General features: G+C 59.2%; 16 protein-coding genes and 1 pseudogene. 11 read left to right on the top strand and 6 right to left on the bottom strand.

What is annotated here, in order from left to right; translation table 11 throughout:
- Positions 1-304 precede the first annotated feature (304 nt).
- The 10 genes and pseudogenes from AC1RT6_RS12215 (at position 305) to AC1RT6_RS12170 (ending at position 9,834) form a co-directional block, all read left to right on the top strand.
- Positions 305-595 carry a twin-arginine translocation signal domain-containing protein gene (locus AC1RT6_RS12215; protein ID WP_079448233.1) on the top strand — a complete coding sequence of 97 codons (291 nt, stop codon included), beginning with the start codon at positions 305-307 and terminating at the stop codon, positions 593-595.
- Positions 596-712: 117 nt separating this feature from the next.
- Entirely contained in the window at positions 713-2,713 is a 2,001-nt protein-coding gene (locus tag AC1RT6_RS12210; protein WP_472790588.1) for a LodA/GoxA family CTQ-dependent oxidase, read from the top strand.
- Positions 2,714-2,716: 3 nt separating this feature from the next.
- The gene (locus AC1RT6_RS12205) at positions 2,717-3,922 is read left to right on the top strand and encodes an NAD(P)/FAD-dependent oxidoreductase (protein ID WP_079447664.1); all 1,206 of its coding nucleotides are present in this window, start codon (positions 2,717-2,719) and stop codon (positions 3,920-3,922) included.
- Between the two features lie 116 nt (positions 3,923-4,038).
- A complete protein-coding gene (locus tag AC1RT6_RS12200) occupies positions 4,039-4,191 on the top strand; it encodes a hypothetical protein (protein ID WP_158081543.1) in 153 nt (50 codons plus the stop codon).
- A 284-nt stretch (positions 4,192-4,475) separates the two neighbouring features.
- Positions 4,476-4,967: a pyridoxamine 5'-phosphate oxidase family protein gene (locus AC1RT6_RS12195; RefSeq protein ID WP_079447662.1), complete on the top strand. Its 492-nt coding sequence runs from the start codon at positions 4,476-4,478 to the stop codon at positions 4,965-4,967.
- Between the two features lie 182 nt (positions 4,968-5,149).
- Positions 5,150-5,803 (top strand): ABC transporter ATP-binding protein, encoded by a 654-nt coding sequence (locus tag AC1RT6_RS12190; protein ID WP_309773333.1) that lies wholly within the window; start codon positions 5,150-5,152, stop codon positions 5,801-5,803.
- Positions 5,800-8,262: an FtsX-like permease family protein gene (locus AC1RT6_RS12185; RefSeq protein ID WP_472790585.1), complete on the top strand. Its 2,463-nt coding sequence runs from the start codon at positions 5,800-5,802 to the stop codon at positions 8,260-8,262. Before AC1RT6_RS12190 ends, AC1RT6_RS12185 begins: the two co-directional genes overlap by 4 nt.
- Entirely contained in the window at positions 8,252-9,340 is a 1,089-nt protein-coding gene (locus AC1RT6_RS12180; RefSeq protein WP_079447660.1) for a lipocalin-like domain-containing protein, read from the top strand. Before AC1RT6_RS12185 ends, AC1RT6_RS12180 begins: the two co-directional genes overlap by 11 nt.
- Positions 9,341-9,351: 11 nt before the next feature.
- Positions 9,352-9,519, top strand: a pseudogene (locus tag AC1RT6_RS12175) (SDR family oxidoreductase); the annotation flags it as partial.
- A gap of 96 nt (positions 9,520-9,615) precedes the next feature.
- On the top strand, positions 9,616-9,834 hold the full coding sequence (locus AC1RT6_RS12170) for a hypothetical protein (protein ID WP_079447659.1): 219 nt from the start codon (positions 9,616-9,618) through the stop codon (positions 9,832-9,834).
- 37 nt (positions 9,835-9,871) lie between these two features.
- Here AC1RT6_RS12170 and mnhG read toward each other — a convergent pair whose 3' ends face one another.
- Genes mnhG through AC1RT6_RS12140 form a run of 6 tightly spaced genes read right to left on the bottom strand, consistent with a single transcriptional unit; the run spans position 9,872 to position 15,914 of the window.
- Positions 9,872-10,276, bottom strand: coding sequence for a monovalent cation/H(+) antiporter subunit G (gene mnhG / locus AC1RT6_RS12165; RefSeq protein WP_079447658.1), 405 nt, complete (start codon positions 10,274-10,276; stop codon positions 9,872-9,874).
- The gene (locus AC1RT6_RS12160) at positions 10,273-10,551 is read right to left on the bottom strand and encodes a K+/H+ antiporter subunit F (RefSeq protein WP_079447657.1); all 279 of its coding nucleotides are present in this window, start codon (positions 10,549-10,551) and stop codon (positions 10,273-10,275) included. The genes mnhG and AC1RT6_RS12160 overlap by 4 nt, the downstream gene beginning before the upstream one ends.
- A complete protein-coding gene (locus AC1RT6_RS12155) occupies positions 10,548-11,036 on the bottom strand; it encodes a Na+/H+ antiporter subunit E (RefSeq protein WP_079447656.1) in 489 nt (162 codons plus the stop codon). Before AC1RT6_RS12155 ends, AC1RT6_RS12160 begins: the two co-directional genes overlap by 4 nt.
- Positions 11,033-12,640: a monovalent cation/H+ antiporter subunit D gene (locus AC1RT6_RS12150; RefSeq protein ID WP_079447655.1), complete on the bottom strand. Its 1,608-nt coding sequence runs from the start codon at positions 12,638-12,640 to the stop codon at positions 11,033-11,035. The genes AC1RT6_RS12155 and AC1RT6_RS12150 overlap by 4 nt, the downstream gene beginning before the upstream one ends.
- 2 nt (positions 12,641-12,642) lie before the next feature.
- Positions 12,643-12,981 (bottom strand): Na+/H+ antiporter subunit C, encoded by a 339-nt coding sequence (locus tag AC1RT6_RS12145; protein WP_079447654.1) that lies wholly within the window; start codon positions 12,979-12,981, stop codon positions 12,643-12,645.
- A complete protein-coding gene (locus AC1RT6_RS12140; RefSeq protein WP_079447653.1) occupies positions 12,981-15,914 on the bottom strand; it encodes a monovalent cation/H+ antiporter subunit A in 2,934 nt (977 codons plus the stop codon). The genes AC1RT6_RS12145 and AC1RT6_RS12140 overlap by 1 nt, the downstream gene beginning before the upstream one ends.
- A 225-nt stretch (positions 15,915-16,139) precedes the next feature.
- Here AC1RT6_RS12140 and AC1RT6_RS12135 point away from each other — a divergent pair, with 225 nt between their 5' ends.
- Entirely contained in the window at positions 16,140-16,568 is a 429-nt protein-coding gene (locus AC1RT6_RS12135) for an RrF2 family transcriptional regulator (RefSeq protein ID WP_079447652.1), read from the top strand.
- The last annotated feature ends 289 nt before the right edge of the window (positions 16,569-16,857 follow it).

The following is a 16,857-nucleotide window of genomic DNA, read 5'->3' as shown; positions in this document are numbered from 1 at the left end:
TTCGCCTCAGCGGAATTCCGCCGCTGATTATGTGCTTCAGCGACATCATTTCGTACAAATCCCAATGATCCAGTTGTCTAAGGTTGCGGTGCGTTTGCAGATCACACGAATACCTTGAAATGACCTAGCTTGCATAAGGCAGCCATCTCGATCATATTTTGGGGTGATTTTTAGTCCACGCACGCTCCACGCTGAACCCGCTCTATGTCTCTGTCGTATTGTGTCTCTGTCGTGCCTTTACACCCACCGACCACTTAAGGTCGTTCAACTCATTTCGAATTATCCTTTAGCAGGGGTCCAGATCATGGACATCAAGCGTAGAGATTTTGTCAAAGGGTGCGCAACTGTATCTGTCCTGTTGCTGCCGGGGATCGCCAGCGCTGCGAGCGGTGAAAACACGAATCGCGCATCGGCTGCGGCATCCCGCTTGCAGGTCGAAAAATCGATCAAGGCCAACTTCGGTGGTGGTTTCTCTGTACGGAATTACTCGCAATCAAACGGACGGACTTACGCCAATATCGAACATTTCGGTAACCGGTATGCAGTCGCCTCCGCAGACCTGCTGGATTGGAAAATCGTTAAGGCATCGCTCTAAGCAACCCGAATTTTTTTCGTCAAAAGTATTATTTGATCCTCCTTTAGGTGAGGATACTTGGATATTGATGTTTCCGATGCTCTTTCCGACAATAGCGATTTCTGGAGACAATGAGCTTTGGCCGAGAAGATCAAGAGCATTCGCATTCATCCCGGTATCGGCATCGCTCGTCTGGGCACCAGTGACGAGTTTTACATCGGGCCAGAAACGCCGGGCGTTGTCGTCGATCCCGGCGGGAGCAATGGTCCCGGACCAAACGGTGGAACCTACCGCGATAGTAACGCGCGACTGAAACGCCAAGCGCAGCGATACCGCATCTATGCTTACGACGCCAACGAGAAGGTCGTCGCAGAACTGACCTCCCATTCCGACGTCGTACACTCCGTTCGCTGGCGGGTTCATGTCAGAAACATGAAAGCGGCGAATTATGCATTTCAGGGTGCGTATCTGTTTGATCCGGACAAGTTGCGAAACCCTTCCATCCAGCCCGGTATGAAGCCGATCGAACGCGACAAGCTGATCATCGACCCGGGGGTGCATACGATCGCCTCGGGGCAGACCCAGCCGGTGATCATGAAAGGTGATGTTTTCAGAGACATCGAGAAGGGGACGTTGCCGGGCGAATTGCGGTTTGAGGGTTTCACCCCAAAGGATCCTTCGAAAGAAGTTGATGTCACTTACAAGGCCGCCAGGGATATCGAACTCGGGCAGCTTCGGTTGGATTCGAAGGACCGGCTGCTGTTCGTTCCCGCGCCCGGAAAGGGCGAATGTGTCACCACGCCCAAGGTCGTATTGTCGAACCCAAGCGAAACAATGAGCCCTCCGAACGGTCCGGAGGACGGTAAGAATCCGCTGACGAACCAGTTCGCCTACTTCAACATTCCGGGTTGGTGGGACGACACGTGCTGTGGTGAAATCGACGTCACCGTCACGCTGAAGGACGGAACTGTACTGAGTACGCGCGACAACGTGAAATCAGCGACGGACGAAGGAACGCGGAATCCGCGTGCGGGAGCCTGGATCGTTACCGCGCCACCGAAGTTTGCACCTCACATGTATCATGTGGTCTCTATTCTGGATCGCGTTTACGAGGCTTTTCCTGAGTCTTACCCCCACGTATGGAAGAAGACGAACTTCTACCGAGATGTCTTCCCGATCTTCGCCAAGGCAGTTAGCTACAGCTGGGTGAACGCGGCGGCAGGGGGCGTTTCACCTGACACCAAGGACGCCGCTCACGGTCCGGGGCAGCCGGGCAGCCTGCTCAGTGCCGAATACATGACTGCTTTCACGGATCCGAGCGAGAACAGCAAGCCGACGCGGCAGATGATCTATGAATTGATGCGGCATGCGCCCGGCAAGCGCGGACGGCTGGTTGATTCCCTGATGCCGCCGCCGCCAGCGCGTCCAACCAGCTGGCAGAACGACGACTTCAAGGGCGATGCAGGACCCTTCAAGATGCCCAGGCTGTGGGGCACCGGAGGCAAGCCGTTACAGAATGAGCAATTGGGACTGAGCCTGCCCGATCAGTTTCTCAGCCTGACCGATCGGCAGCTCAATCACCTGAAAGAATGGGCCGAAGGAGACTTCGAGGTTGGCACTCCACCAAAACCCGTTGCGCTTGAGACCTTGCCGCTGGCGGAGCAGCCACATGCACTCGACAGCTCGGCGCTCGAACCTACGATCGGCGGCGGTTTCCACCCGGGGATCGAATTCCCGTATCTGATTCTCTATCGGGAAAATTTTGCTGAGGCGTTCCGTGTCGACAAGGGCATCGAGCCTGGATCGCTCTCCGCCTACATGTCGAGCCCTTGGCAAGGCGACTTCTGGTCGTGCAACGTGTTGTGGTGGCCGACGCAGCGGCCGGATATCGTTTTCGAATACGACAGGAAGAGCCAGACCCGAACCTACAAGGAATGGTTCCGCGGATACGATGAGCACGGTGAACCGCTCTCGTCTGCCGATGGTTACCATCAGATGGCTTATGCCTGGTCAAGATTGGGGATGGTGCTGCCGGTCAAGAATGAGGATGGCAGCTTCCTGAGAGCCAACGGTCAGATCGTGTTCGCCGAACAAGAGCGTGATCCGGCCCTGAACCGGCCGCCCGCCAAGAGCAAATGATCAGTGGCGTCGGCGCCGTTGCTCGACCCGACCGGGACAATATGGGACGTCGTCATTGTTGGTTCCGGACCCGCGGGGGCCGCAACCGCCATCACGCTCGCGAAGTACGGGCAGCGCGTCCTGCTGGTGGAGAAGCGCGCGTCGCCCAGCTTCAAGCTTGGCGAGTCCCTGCCGCCCACGTCGATGGGGCTGGTCAGACACTTCCTGGGAGATATTGAAAGTCCCGAACAGCAACTTCCTGGTCTTTTCAGAACTGCCGGCAACATCTCGCTATGGGGAACCGAACCGACCGAGATCGCGGATTTTTTCTTCGCGTCGGCCGGCCATGGCCTCTGCGTCGAGCGGCTAGCGTTCGATGAAGCGCTGCGTACGAAAGCGGTCGCGGCTGGTGCGACCTTGCTCAAGGATGTCTGTTTCCAGTCCTGCACGCGGATTGAAGGCGGCAATTTCAATTGGCAACTGACGCTCACCTCGCGCAACGTCACTCGGCAGGATCGCGCCCGTTATCTCGTCGACTGTTCGGGTCGCCAAGCGGTCGTGGCTCGCATACTTGGTGTCCCGACACTGAGTCATGGCGATCGGCTGTTCGCCTATGCGCAATGGTTTTCCTGCTCGGGCGGTGATGATGACCGTTATACCCGCATTGAGGCCGCGCCATACGGCTGGTGGTACAGCAACCGCTTGCCCGGATCCGAAGACAATGAAACCCGGCGGCTGGTGGTCTTGCACACCGATAAGGATTTGCCGGCGGCGAGGCTGGCAGCGTCGCGGCAAGGCTTCGATCAACTGCTGGACGGTTCGACGCATATTGCGCCTTTGCTCAAAGCCGGAGGGTATCACCCTTGCGGGATCATCCGGGGAGCGCCGGCCAATAGCCAGCGACTGGGAAACTTTTGCGGCGACGCCTGGATGGCGGTGGGTGATGCGGCACAAGCCTATGATCCGCTGTCGTCGCAAGGTATCGACAAGGCGCTCAGGACGGCGAGCCATGCCGGGCATATGATTCACTACGCGCTGACGGACTCTCCGCAGGGGGCGGCAGGATTGGACGGTCGCAATAGCTACATCCATCGATACGATCAACAGCAGCGCCAACTCTGGCAGACCTACGTGTCGCAACACGATTTCTACTATGGCATCCAGTCCCGCTGGTTCGATCAGCCGTTCTGGCGACGTCGGCGGCAGCTGGCGAATGAAGCCGGTCGCTAGATCTCGTGCCCAGGCGACTTTTTTCTTTTGGAACCGACCTTAAAATCTTGCAACGGCGGCGCACATCAGAAGGAGCAATGCGCAGTGGCCGCATCTGGGTCAGAAGGTTGAGTGATATGAAAAGCGAGATGAAAATTGAGGTGCTATTGGCCGCAATTCTAGTCGCTGCAGCTTTGGTTAGCGTCAACGCGCTGGTTTCGGCGGTTCAGAAGGGGGAGCGCGGGGCGGTTGATCCGGCGGCGATAGATAGCACCAGCAACAGAAATTGACGTGGCTATAGATCTGCCGTCTTTACTGTAGGTCATGCTCATTGGCGCAAGTCAGGACGCGTTTGATCAGTCCGATATGCTGGCGTTTCCCTTGCCTTTCCGGAACGGAGCGCTAGTGGCGGCGTTGATGTTCCGTAGCTTCTCAATTCAGAGGCCACGATGGCAGATTGAGAAACTCTTATCGGCACAGCGACAAAGTGGAAAGCACCGCTGTCTATGGCCGTGACGGGCAAAAATCGGCAGCGTCGAGCGCGTGAGGGCTTGTCGCTATAAGAGGTGTTTCCATGAGCAGGAAAAACGACATCGAACGGATCTGGGACATCATTGAAAAAGTTGGCGTTTGCATGCTGACGACGCAGTTTGCTGATGGACTGCGCGCGCGACCGCTCGAAGCAAGGCCTGACCGTGACGCTGGCCTGATTTTCTTCGTAACCGATATCCACAGCCCGAAGGAAGAAGAGATTGAGGCACGGCCCGACGTCGGCCTCGTGTTTATCGACTCGAGTGATAAAGCCTACCTGTCAATCACCGGGCGCGCCTGCATCATCCACGATGCCGACCTGACGAAGGCGGCGTGGCGAAAGACAGATGAATTATGGTGGCCGGGAGGACCGAGCGATCCTAACGTATGCCTGTTGCAGATTGAACCTTCTACTGTGGAATTATGGGACGGGCCGGCAAGCAGCGTCGCGACTGTATTCGAGTTCGCCAAGGCGAGGTTGACCGGCAAGAAACCGAACCTGGGCGAGAACCGGAAGGTGACGGTCAAGATGTAGGTTTGATATGCAAACGCATGGACCGTTTGAAGCCGGTCGCCGAAGAGGGGGCGGCGGATGCAACTAGGTTGGGACGAAGCGGCAGCGTCAAGACCTACGTGACTAGAAAGGGAGTGGCGTTCACGATGGTCGACCTTTCGTCCATGACGGACGAGACGGCGATGGATATTCCAAGAGCACCAATGCTGGATATCCAGAACCTGACCAAAACCTATCGTTCGGCGCAGGAACAGATCGCCGTTCTTCGCGGGGTCTGCGTGCATGTTAGCGCCGGTGAGAGCGTTGCGCTGACCGGGGAATCGGGAAGCGGCAAAAGCACGTTGCTGCACCTGATTGCGGGTCTCGATGAGGCGGACGGTGGCTCAATCCGGCTCGATGCCACGGAGGTGACTGCACTGGCGGATCAGGGCCGTGCAGCAATCCGCCGGGACCGGCTCGGTTTGATTTTTCAGCAGTTCAATCTGATCCCTTCTCTAACCGTCGCCGATAACCTAGCTTTTCAGTCGCGTCTCGCCGGTCGCCATGACAGCCAATGGCAAAACGAACTTGTCGATCGGTTGGGCCTCGGCAATCTGCTGAAGCGATATCCCGAACAACTCTCAGGCGGCCAACAACAGCGGGTTGCAATCGGGCGCGCGCTTGCGGTCAGGCCGCCTCTGCTTCTTGCTGACGAACCGACCGGAAACCTCGATGAGGCGACGGCCGACGATGTTACAGATATCGCGCTTGATCTCGTCAAACGGACCGGATGCGCTTTTCTCATGGCGACGCACAGCACACGGCTTGCCGCGAAACTGGACCGGACAGTTCGACTGAGCGCCGGACTGATTTCGTGAAGCAAGGGTATTGGATCCTTGCGGTTCTGCTTAGCCATTGGCGCCGGCATCCGCTGCAACTGACGACACTCATGGTAGGTCTGATCTCCGCGACGGCACTGTGGAGTGGCGTAGAGGCATTGAACCAGCAGGCTCGCACCAGCTACGATCGGGCCGCGGCGGTCTTTGGCGGTTCTCGACCCGCGATGCTGGTCGGGCAGCGTGATTCCACATTTTCTCAGCAGCTTTTCGTCGATCTCCGGCGGGCGGGATGGCAAGTCTCACCTGTCGTCGAAGGACGAATTCGCATTCAGGGAAGGCCATTGCGTCTGTTGGGAATCGAGCCGGTAACGTTTCCAGCGCAGGCAGGGTCGATCCCGGCGATCGGCGCGGCGGATCTGAAATCGTTCATCGGGCCTCCCGGTGAGACTTTGGTCGCGCCGGAGACATTGATCGCGCTGACCGGGACGGAAGGAACGGTCCTTGTCACGGATGACGGGGCGCTACTGCCGCCGCTCAAGGTTCACGCGCAGCTCGCACCGGGTGTCGTGATCGTCGATATCGGATTTGCGCAAAGCACTCTTCACATGCAAGGTCGGCTCTCGCGTCTGTTGATTGGCAACACGCGCAGCCAGCCGCCGCTGCTTGAGGCTGTCACTGGCGACATGCTCAGGTATGTCGCGGCGGACGCCGAAACCGATCTTGAACGTCTGACCGACAGCTTTCATCTCAACCTGTCGGCCTTCGGGCTGCTATCGTTTCTTGTTGGACTCTTTATCGTCTATTCGGCGGTCGGCTTGGCCTTCGAGCAGCGTATGCCGATGCTCCGGACCCTTCGCGCTTGCGGAGTATCGTCCCGGAAGTTGAACGGTGTGGTGCTGATCGAGCTGCTGGTCCTGGCCATCGCCGGCGGCCTGGTCGGATTGGTCTGCGGATATCTGATCGCCGCGGCGTTACTGCCCAATGTCGCTGCGAGTCTGAACGGGCTGTATGGCGCGCGGGTTTCCGGGGCGCTGGCTCTCAGACCCGAATGGTGGATCGCAGGCTTGGCAATGAGCGCCGTCGGTACATTGGCTGCGTCGTCGACAAGCCTCTTGAAAGTCGTCCGTCTTTCGGTTCTCGCGATGGCGCAACCTTATGCATGGCAGCAATCACAGCGGCGATGGCTGGGCTATCAAGGCGTCATGGCCGTCGCGATGCTTGTTGCGGCAATCACCGTTCTGTTAGTCGGCGGCTCGCTGATCTCAGGATTCGCGGTGCTGGCGGCGCTGCTGCTGGGTGCGGCGCTTGCGCTCCCTGTGCTGCTCGAAGTCGTGCTGCGCATCGGCGAGCGAAGCTCGCGGCAGCCGCTTGTGATGTGGTTCTGGGCGGACAGCCGTCAGCAACTTCCCGGACTGTCGCTAGCACTGATGGCCTTGCTGCTCGTGCTCGCGGTTAACGTCGGCGTGGGAACCATGGTGGAGAGTTTCAGTAAAACCTTCGCCGCATGGCTGGACGGCCGGCTCGCTGCGGACGTCTATGTGAACGCCTTCAGTGATGCCCAAGCTCGCGATATCGAAGCACGGCTGCGCTCGCGGCCGGAGGTCACTGCCATCCTGCCGAGCGGCCGCGCCGAGATCGAGATCGGGGGCTGGCCGGTGGAGGTTCTTGGCCTCGCCGATCACGCCACCTATCGCGACCGTTGGCCATTGTTGGAGTCGCGGTCGAATGCGTGGGATGACGTCAAGTCAGGCGAGGGCGCCCTCGTGAGTGAGCAGTTGGCACGGAGACTGAAACTACGGCTTGGTGACCGACTCGGCGTCAGTACGCCCACCGGCATCTGGTCCCTGCGTGTCGCAGCTATCTATGCCGATTACGGTAATGCTAAGGGGCAGATCGCCGTCAATATCGACGCCTTCACAGGCCGATTTCCAGATCTGCCGCGGACCCGGTTCGGCTTGCGCGTGACCCCCGGCAAGATCGGGCCGTTGATCGATGATATGCGCAAGGCATTTCATCTCGACGAAAGCCGCCTCTCCGATCAATCGGCGCTGAAGATGGAATCGACAGGGATTTTCAACCGCACGTTCGCGGTGACCGCTGCACTGAACATGTTTACGCTGGGTGTCGCCGGAGTTGCGTTGTTCACTAGCCTGCTGACCCTCAGCAGTTCCCGTCTTCCACAACTGGCGCCGTTGTGGGCGCTTGGGGTGACAAGGCGGCAGCTGGCCGGCATTGAGCTTCTCAAGACAATGTCCATTGCGTTCATCACCGCGATGTTGGCGCTGCCGCTCGGCTTGCTGGTGGCGTGGTGCCTGATCGCGGTGGTCAACGTCAGAGCATTTGGCTGGCGCCTGCCGTTCCATGTCTTTCCGCTGCATCTCGCCGAGCTTGTCGGCGTGGCGATGTTTGCGTCGCTGCTGGCGACGCTGATTCCGGTCGTCCGGCTGATGCGGCTGCCCCCGGCGGTGCTGATCAAGATCTTTGCCAATGAGCGCTAATGCAAAAATCTCGCGCCGTGCGTTTGCGACGGGGCTTGCCGTTCTCGGTTTCGGACGAAGAACCTCGCTGGCTCAGAATTTCGCTGGACTTGGTGGTGATGCTTCCGGATTCGCTTCGGTGATACCCGGCAGGAGTTTCGAATTTCCCTACGATCACGGCCCGCATCCGGATTACCGCATCGAATGGTGGTATCTCACCGCCAATCTCAAAGACAGCGCCGGCCAGGCGCTCGGCGTGCAGTGGACGTTGTTTCGCCAGGCGATTCAGCCAGGACCGCAACGCGAAGGTTGGGCGAACCAGCAAGTCTGGATGGGCCATGCCGCCGTAACCCGCGCCGATACGCATCTCTATAGCGAAGCGTTTGCACGCGGCGGCGTGGGCCAGGCCGGCGTGGAAGCGGCTCCCTTTCACGGCTGGATCGATTCATGGCAAATGCGCGGGATCGATCGTATGTCGGCGATGAACGTCGCGCCGCTTGAGGTCAACGCATCGAGTGCAGAGTTCAGTTATGCGCTGAGGCTTGAGGCAGACAGAGCTCTCGTGCTCCAGGGCGAGGCCGGCTACAGCGCGAAATCCGAACGTGGGCAGGCGTCCTACTATTACAGCCAGCCGCATTTCACGGCGGCCGGGACCGTCACGATCGACGGCAAGCCCGTCAATGTTACCGGACAGGCCTGGATGGACCGCGAATGGAGCAGCCAGCCGCTGGCCTCGGATCAGACGGGATGGGATTGGTTCTCGTTGCACCTTGAGACCGGCGAAAAACTGATGCTGTATCGCCTGCGACAAGCCCAAGGTCAGCCCTACCTTACGGGTAACTGGACCGGACTGGATGGACGGTCGGTAGCGCTCGCTTCCAGGTCCATTGATATGATCCCGACAGTCACAACAGAAGTCGCGGATCGCATGCTGCCGACAAGCTGGCGTATCGTCGTTCGCGATCGGGCGCTGACGATCGAAACGGTCCCGCTGAATCCAAAGAGCTGGATGGGAACGCGTTTTTCCTACTGGGAAGGCCCGGTGAGTTTCACGGGCACCCACCATGGTGTCGGGTATCTCGAAATGACAGGTTATTGATCGAAGGTGTCCCCTTGATTCCCTCGACCATGCCGGAGGAGATCGTGACCGACTTTGGCAAGCAGGTTCCGATGAAGCGCCCCGGGCAGCCCGCCGAACTGGCAACTGCCTATGTCATGCTGGCTGATCTGCTCTCGAGCTATACGTCCGGCACCACCGTGGCGGTGACCCGGGGGTAGACTCTTTCATCTGAAAGTGAATGAGGCGGCGCCGGTGCGGAGGAGACGATTTTCCTTCCTCAACGTTGTTAGTTCGCAGGAGAGAGGGAAAGAACAATGGCATACGCTTTATTCTATCAGGATCAACGCATCGGTGCAGCCGCGCCCACCGAGCTTGAGGCATGGAGGCGAGCGCTGCACTCAGGTCTGATTACGAATATCCCCGTCTCGGATCACCGGAAAGTTCAGGTGTTGCAGCGTGGTCTTTACGTCAAGCAGGTGAACGGAGACCTTGAGCACAGGTCCGACCGGGAACTTTCGACCGAAATCTCCTAGGCTGCCGACGCGGGATGCCCTGCATAATTTTTTATGCTTACTCCGCGCGGGGCTCTTGCGGCGCTCCCTTGTCCAACAACGGATCAGCGATGCCGTCTTTTGCATGTCGCTGAAGCGCTCCGTCGTTTTCGAGTTTATCCCGAAAAAGTGCAGCATTGACCAGAATCATCAGGCCGATCGGGGTCGTTGTGATGACGAGAACAATGATAAGGAGCTCGTGCAGGACCGGACCCGTTCCTAGCGCGGAGAAGTAGATCATCGACGCGATGGCGATGAAGGCTGTTCCCAAAGTGGTTCCCAGGGTGGGCGCGTGGACCCGTTCGTAAAAGGTCCGGAGGCGTAGCAGGCCGAGCGCGCCGACCAACGTGACCGCAGCTCCGCTGACCAGGAAAACCGCCGTCAGGACGGCTGGCAGCGCAGAAAGTTCGCCTGCTGCACTCACTCGATGACCTCCCCGCGAAGCAGGAATTTGGCAAGGACCACAGTGCTCACGAAACCAAGCAGAGCGATGATCAAGGCTGCTTCGAAGTAAAGCGTGCTGCCTGTTCTTATGCCGAAGGTGAGAAGCAGCAGCATTGCATTCACATACAGGCTGTCGAAGCCGACGACGCGATCCTGTGCTCTTGGTCCCCGGAGGATGCGGAAGGCGGCGCATGCCATCGCGCAGCCGAGCAGGATCTGTGCCGTGGTGACCGACCAGGCGAGCATCATGCTCATGTGAAGATCTCCATCAGCCGCCGTTCGTAACGCTCCTTGATAAGGCCGACCCATTCGGATTCATTGACCAGATCAAGGACATGGATGGTCAAGATGCCGCTGGCTTCGTTGAAGTCCACCCATAGAGTCCCCGGCGTCGATGTGATGATGCAAGCGAGCGCCGCCAGCCCATAAGGATCGCGAAGTTCAAGCGGGATTTCCACAAAGCCCGCAGTCCTTTCTTTTCGTTTCGTCCCGAGGATGATGCGGGCGACGGCGATATTGGATTTCACGATGTCGACGAAGACGAGAGCAGCGAGAAGGAGGATTCGATCCGGTCGCCGTGGATACGCTTTCGGCGGCTGCAATGCTGCGAGCCCCCATCCGCCGATAAGGGCCCCGGCGCTGCCTAAAAGAAAATGCCCCGGCGAAAGCGTCTGATTGAGCAGCAGCCAGAAAGCAAGGAGACTGGCGCTAACTATGGGAAACGGCAGCAGGCGGGTCATGTCGGCCCCCTTGAGTCGTCGGGCTTGATCGGAGAATCCAGAACTCCCCGGACATAGTGGTGAGGAGCATGCAGCGATTGCGCCGTCGCCTGCATGAATCGCATAACCGGACCCGCCTTAACCGTCTGAACTGCGCAAAGCAGCAAGAGGGCCGCAACAGGCGCCATCTCGATAAGGCGGACGCGTGGTATGGTGCGTTCCGGCGAAACCCAGAACGAACGGATGCCGGCGCGCGTCATGGCGATCAGCGCCGCAAGTCCTGAAACGATCAACAGGAAAAGAAAAATCCATGTGGCGGGGGAGAGGGCGCCGATCGGAGAGTGGAGGGTGGCCGTCAGGATCGCGAATTTAGCGACGAAGCCGGAGAGGGGCGGCAAGCCCGAAATGACGACGGCGCAGCCGATGAAAGCCACACCAAGGATACCGATCGTCGCCGGGATCGCAATTCCGGTTTCCGGCAAAATCTCGGAATCATCCTCATCGCCATAGAGTTCCCGGGTGACCGCAAGTACGTCAGCACCCGGTTCGCGGCCACGCTCGACCAGTTCGATCAGGAGAAAAAAAGCACCCAGACCGAGTGTCGAGCTGATGAGGTAGAACAGGGCGGCGCCGGTCACGCCCACTTGTCCCAAACCGATGGCGGCCAGTATTGTGCCCGACGATACCAGCACCGAGAAGGCGGCGAGTCGCGCCATGTCCTGCGACGCGAGGCTCCCGATCGCACCGAACGCCACGGTCGCCATGCCTCCTAGCAGCAGCAAATGATCGCCAAATTGCGCCGACGCTCCCGCATCATCACCGAACAACAGCAGCGATAGCCGCAGCACGACGTAGGCGCCGACCTTCGTCAGGACGGCGAAAATCGCCGCTACAGGCGGTGGCGCGGCCGCATAGGTGCTTGGGAGCCAAAAGCACAGCGGCCACATTCCGGCCTTGACGAGAAACGCAATGCCAAGGATGCCCGCTCCTGCCTCCAGCAGTCCGCGGTCCGCCGCGCTGACCGCCGGAATGCGGGTGGCCAGATCCGCCATGTTGAGCGTGCCGGTCACGCCGTAGATCAGGCTGACGCCGATCAGAAACAGCAGCGACGCCGCGAGGTTGACAACGATATAATGTAACCCGGCCTTGACCCTGGCCGTTCCCGAGCCGTGCAGCGCCAGACCGTAGGAAGCCGCAAGCAGAACCTCGACGAAAACGAACAGGTTGAAGAGATCGCCAGTGAGGAAAGCACCGTTGATTCCCATTAGCAGGAGCTGAAACAAGGGATGGAACAGCACCCCCGCGCGATGCCAGCGCGCCAGAGAGAATACAGCCGCCGCCGCTGCGAGGAGACTGGTTAGCAGCAGCATGAGCGTGGCCAGCCGATCCACAACGAGTACGATGGCGAAGGGAGCTGGCCAGTCGCCCAGGCGATAGACGCCCGCGACGCCCGTCGGGGCAACATCGGCGGCGCGCAGGAGTATGATGGAAATCGCCACCAGCGCGAACGTCGTCACGATACTAAGTGCGGCGCTGACGTTGCGGCGCTGCTCTCCTCCGAGAGCCAGCATGATCGCGGCGGCGAACAACGGCAGCACGATCGGTGCGATCATCAGATGGTTCACGACTACGGCTCCCGTCCGTCGACGTGGTCGGTTCCCGTCAGGCCGCGGGATGCGAGCAGTACGACCAGAAATAGCGCAGTGGTCGCGAAGCTGATGACGATGGCCGTGAGAACGAGGGCTTGTGGTAACGGATCCGGAAGGCTGGCGATGTCATCAGATGCGTGCGTCCCCAGGATCGGAGCGGCGCCGATTTTAAGCCGCCCCATCGCGATAATGAAAAGATTGACCGCATAAGAGAGCAATGACAGGCCGATGATCACCTGGAACGTGCGCGGCCGAAGCAACAACCACACGCCCGACCCCGCAAGCACGCCGATGCCAATCGCGAGTACGATCTCCACTACCCCACCTCAGCCGTTGGAGAGGCGGCGGATGCACGGCTGGAAGGCGTCCGATGACTGCGCACGGTCTGATGCGCGATCGCGATCAACATCAGGACAGTGGCGCCGACGACCAATGCAAATACGCCGATGTCGAACAGCAGTGCGCTCGCCAGAGGAATCGAGCCGATCCAGGGAACTTCGAGGTATGAGAACGACGAACTCAGGAAAGGCCGTTCGAACAACCAGGCGGCCGCCCCCACGCAGGCCGTTATGAGTAGGCCCGCGCCCATCCAGTGCACAGGCAGAATGCGCAGGTGTTCCTCCGTCCAGGTGGTTCCGCGAGCGACGTACTGGAGGATGAATGCCACGGCCATCGTGATGCCCGCGACAAATCCGCCTCCTGGCAGGTCATGTCCTCGCAGAAGGAGGAAAATCGCGGTCGTGCAAATCACCGGGAAAAGCAGGGCCATCATGAGCCGAGGGATGGTCATCGCGCTCCTGAGCGTGTCACCCTTCTCTCGAGTGGGTTGAGCCTCATCGTAGAGATCTTGACTGTGCTGCTGCTCCGGCACGGAAATGCTTTCGGCAGCAGGCCGAAATCGCCGCAGCAATGCATAGACGGTCAGCGCGACGATGCCGAGCACGGTGATCTCGCCGAAGGTGTCGAACGCACGAAAGTCTACAAGAATGACATTTACAATGTTGGTCCCGCCGCCTAGCGCGTATGCGTTCTCGACAAAGAATCGCGCGATGCTGTCAGGCTCCGCTCGTGTCATGACCGCGTAGGCCAGCGCCCCCAAACCGGCTCCGAACGCGGTCGCGATGCCGATGTCCCGGAAGCGGCGCCAACTGGAATCGCGTTCCGGCGGGTCGGCCGCGGGAAATTTCTCGATGCGTTTCGGCAGCCAACGCAGCCCGAGAAGGAGCAATACAGTGGTGACGGTCTCGACCACCAGCTGGGTCAGTGCGAGATCAGGCGCGGCTAGCCAAACGAAGCTGACACACGTCACCAGGCCCGCGCCGCCCACGAAAATGAGAGCCGCAAAGCGATGGAATTTGCCCTGGTAAGCCGCGGCCAGCGCGCAGGCGCATCCGATAGCCCAGATCAGCGCGAATGCGACATTGAAAGACGTTCGCGCCTCTCCCCCAAACTCGATGCCGTGAGCGAACATCGGCGCCAGGCCGACCAGCAAAGCCGCGCAGAACAGCAGCTGCAACTGTGGCTGCAAGCGGCGCGTGCCAAGCAACTCCTCTAACCGTCTTGCGAACTGCCACGAGACGGCGACGAGCACGCGGTCGAAAATGCGCTGACCTTGGATATACCGCAGCAGTGGCGGTCCTTCAGCAACGAGCAGATATGACCTGAACGTCAAATAGATGGCCACGCCGCCGGAAATCGCGACCAGGCTCATCAGGAACTCGGGAGTTAAGCCGTGCCAGATTGCAAGGCTGTAAGTGGGAATGGCGTCGCCGAGGACAGCGTGGAGCGCGGTTCGGAGCAGGGGGCCGATTGTAAGGCCGGGCACAATGCCAACGAGGAGACAGGCAAGAACGAGGAGCCCGACGGGAAAGCGCATCAGGAACGGCGGCTCATGCGGTGTGCGTGACAATTCTCGCGGTGGGGGACCGAAAAATACTTCGGCTATGAACCGCAGCGAGTAAGCGACCGTGAACATGCTTGCCATGGTGACGATGTAGGGCAATGCCTGATCCAGCAACGAGTTGTCGTGAGTCTCGATTGTCTGGGCGAAAAACATCTCCTTGGACAAGAAGCCGTTCAGCAACGGGACGCCAGCCATGGCGGCGGCAGCGACCATCGCGAGCGTTGCCGTGATCGGCATGAAGCGCCGCAGGCCGCTCAGGCGGCGCAGGTCGCGGGTGCCGGTTTCGTGGTCGATGATCCCGGCCGCCATGAATAACGACGCCTTGAACGTCGCATGGTTCATGAGGTGAAAGATGGCGGCGACCTGTGCGAGCGGTGAGTCGAGACCGATGAGCAGAGTGATGAGCCCGAGATGACTGATGGTCGAGTAGGCGAGCAGTCCTTTCATATCCTGCTGGAAAAGAGCAATGAACGCTCCAAGTATGAAACTGATAAGTCCCGCCGAACCCACGAGCCACAGCCACTCGTTCGTTCCGCCCAGCGCAGGCCAGAGCCGCACCAGAAGAAATACCCCACCTTTGACCATCGTGGCGGAGTGAAGATAGGCTGAAACGGGCGTCGGTGCCGCCATCGCCTGTGGCAGCCAGAAATGGAACGGGAACTGTGCGCTTTTCGTCAAGGCTCCGAGAAGGATGAGGACGAGCGCCGGGATGTAAAACGAATGCGCGCGGATCTTGTCGCCCGACGCGAGAACGCGATCGAGATCGTAACTGCCGACGATATGTCCGAGGATCAATATACCGGCGAACAGGCAAAATCCGCCGGCCGATGTTACAATCAGAGCCATGCGCGCGCCATCCCGCGCCTGCGCTGTCTGGTACCAATAGCCGATCAGCAGAAAGGAAAAGAGGCTGGTCAGCTCCCAGAAGAAAACCAGTTGGATCAGGTTGCCAGAGAGGACGATGCCGAGCATCGCCCCCATGAAGGCGAGCAGGAACGAGAAAAAACGCGGCACGGGATCTTGGGGGGACAAGTAGTAGCGGGCGTAAAGTACCACCAGGAACCCGATGCTGGCGATCAGTGCGGCGAGCACCCAGGCGAAACCGTCCATCCTCAGATAGAAATTGAGACCGAGTTCGGGCACCCATTCAACGGTATGTCGGATGACTCCTCCGTTGACGATATGGGGGTAGCTCACGACCAGAAGCATCAGACAGATCAGCGAAATCGCACCGGCCAGCCACGCTTCGGCGTTGCGCGCGTTGCTCTGAAGGAACGCTGCAAGACAGCTCCCGGCGAAAGGGAGCACGAGAACGACGATGAGGATCGTTTCATATGGCATCGTCATTCGTGACCTTTTCGGGACGAGAACTCCAGACAGTGATGTCGGCCGTGGACAAGATATGGTCGATTTGCAGGTGGGAAGGCAAGCTGGCGTCGAGTCGCGGGGCTCCAAGGCTGGCGAGAGGCTCCGTCCTGCCGCTCTCATGCAACGTATCGACACTTGCGAAAGGCGTCGGACAGGTTCATCTTTTTTCGCTAAATCACGCGATGTGCCGCCGGCGAGACCCCGATGAGATTGACAAGCTTTTTCGACTACACTCTTCGACTGCTGATGTATGCGGCCACCCATGGTGATCGGCTGGTCACGATTGAAGAGACCGCAAGCGTTTACGGAATCTCCCGCACCCATCTCATGAAAGTGGCAAATCAACTCACGCGCGCGGGCTATCTCAAAGCCGTACGTGGCAGATCTGGCGGGCTTATGCTTGCCAAACGGCCGAACCGAATCAAGCTCGGCGACGTTCTATGCGCCACCGAGCCGGATTTCGCGCTTGTGGAATGCTTTTCCTCAAATAACCGCTGTCCAATCACGTCGAGCTGCCGGTTGCGAGCACCGTTGAGGGAAGCGCTGACAGCGTTCACCACGACGCTCGATCGCTATACGCTCGCCGATCTCATTCTCAACCCAAAAGATTTCGGGGCCCCACCGGCTGCTTGAGCGGCGCGCGATCCATCATTGCCCTGGGATATCGACAACAGCCCGCCGCATGACGGCTCAGCTCCGCGCCCTGAATGTTGAAGCGATATCACCTCATTTGAAGCAAAGTCGGACACCGCCGATCGCCGTGCATCGGCCTGCTACCGTCTGTCGCTGTTGCACATGAATTTTGGGACTATACAAACATACATTATATGTGCATGTTTATTCCACATTGCACGAGAGTCAGAAGATTGGATCTATCCGCGGCCCGGGGCATGAGGAAAGCGCCTGCAAATCAAACGCAGTA

The sequence above is a fragment of the Nitrobacter sp. MLSD-S21 genome, from assembly GCF_058809865.1.
The sequence above is the reverse complement of the archived record's forward strand: the minus strand, read 5'-3'. Positions and strand labels throughout refer to the sequence as shown.

What these genes read in the sequence shown, in the direction of transcription:
- AC1RT6_RS12155 (WP_079447656.1), bottom strand. Translation starts at nt 11,036, where the DNA reads ATGACCCGCCTGCTGCCGTTTCCCATAGTTAGCGCCAGTCTCCTTGCT.
- AC1RT6_RS12190 (WP_309773333.1), top strand. Translation starts at nt 5,150, where the DNA reads ATGCTGGATATCCAGAACCTGACCAAAACCTATCGTTCGGCGCAGGAA.
- AC1RT6_RS12200 (WP_158081543.1), top strand. Translation starts at nt 4,039, where the DNA reads ATGAAAAGCGAGATGAAAATTGAGGTGCTATTGGCCGCAATTCTAGTC.
- AC1RT6_RS12160 (WP_079447657.1), bottom strand. Translation starts at nt 10,551, where the DNA reads ATGAGCATGATGCTCGCCTGGTCGGTCACCACGGCACAGATCCTGCTC.
- AC1RT6_RS12215 (WP_079448233.1), top strand. Translation starts at nt 305, where the DNA reads ATGGACATCAAGCGTAGAGATTTTGTCAAAGGGTGCGCAACTGTATCT.
- AC1RT6_RS12135 (WP_079447652.1), top strand. Translation starts at nt 16,140, where the DNA reads ATGAGATTGACAAGCTTTTTCGACTACACTCTTCGACTGCTGATGTAT.
- AC1RT6_RS12195 (WP_079447662.1), top strand. Translation starts at nt 4,476, where the DNA reads ATGAGCAGGAAAAACGACATCGAACGGATCTGGGACATCATTGAAAAA.
- AC1RT6_RS12140 (WP_079447653.1), bottom strand. Translation starts at nt 15,914, where the DNA reads ATGACGATGCCATATGAAACGATCCTCATCGTCGTTCTCGTGCTCCCT.
- AC1RT6_RS12170 (WP_079447659.1), top strand. Translation starts at nt 9,616, where the DNA reads ATGGCATACGCTTTATTCTATCAGGATCAACGCATCGGTGCAGCCGCG.
- AC1RT6_RS12180 (WP_079447660.1), top strand. Translation starts at nt 8,252, where the DNA reads ATGAGCGCTAATGCAAAAATCTCGCGCCGTGCGTTTGCGACGGGGCTT.